The organism is Lentibacillus saliphilus (assembly GCF_019093865.1).
GTDB classification, from domain to species: domain Bacteria; phylum Bacillota; class Bacilli; order Bacillales; family Amphibacillaceae; genus Lentibacillus_B; species Lentibacillus_B saliphilus.
In genome coordinates this window covers 1-312 of the sequence record NZ_JABJXD010000034.1, presented here as the reverse complement: position 1 = coordinate 312, position 312 = coordinate 1, and the positions used below count along the sequence as shown (strand labels likewise).

1 protein-coding gene is annotated in these 312 nt (G+C 33.0%); it reads right to left on the bottom strand.

Annotation, left to right across the window (positions count from 1 at the left end):
* Positions 1-312: PA14 domain-containing protein (locus HPC67_RS15685; protein ID WP_246570205.1), on the bottom strand; the 312-nt coding region annotated here is incomplete at both ends.

Sequence of the window (312 nt, the reverse complement as noted above, 5' to 3'; positions counted from 1 at the left end):
TTTTAGTCCTTGATTATTATCCCATTCATCTATATATAATTTCCCGTCAACATAAACTTGTACACCATCGTTCGCCCATACTCTTAAATTATAAATTCCTTCATCTACCTTTATTTCTCTTTGAAATATTGTTGAAAAATAATCGTTTGGAATATTATTGGCAGGAGAACCCCAACCCCAATTAAAGTCTAGTTCTGGGATTTGTGGTTTATAACCTAGTAACCTAGTATCTCCTGTTAAATCCGGATTTGAAAAAGCCATGCCATACCATCGATTATCCCTTAATAAATCATCTATTTCAAAACGAAGTTC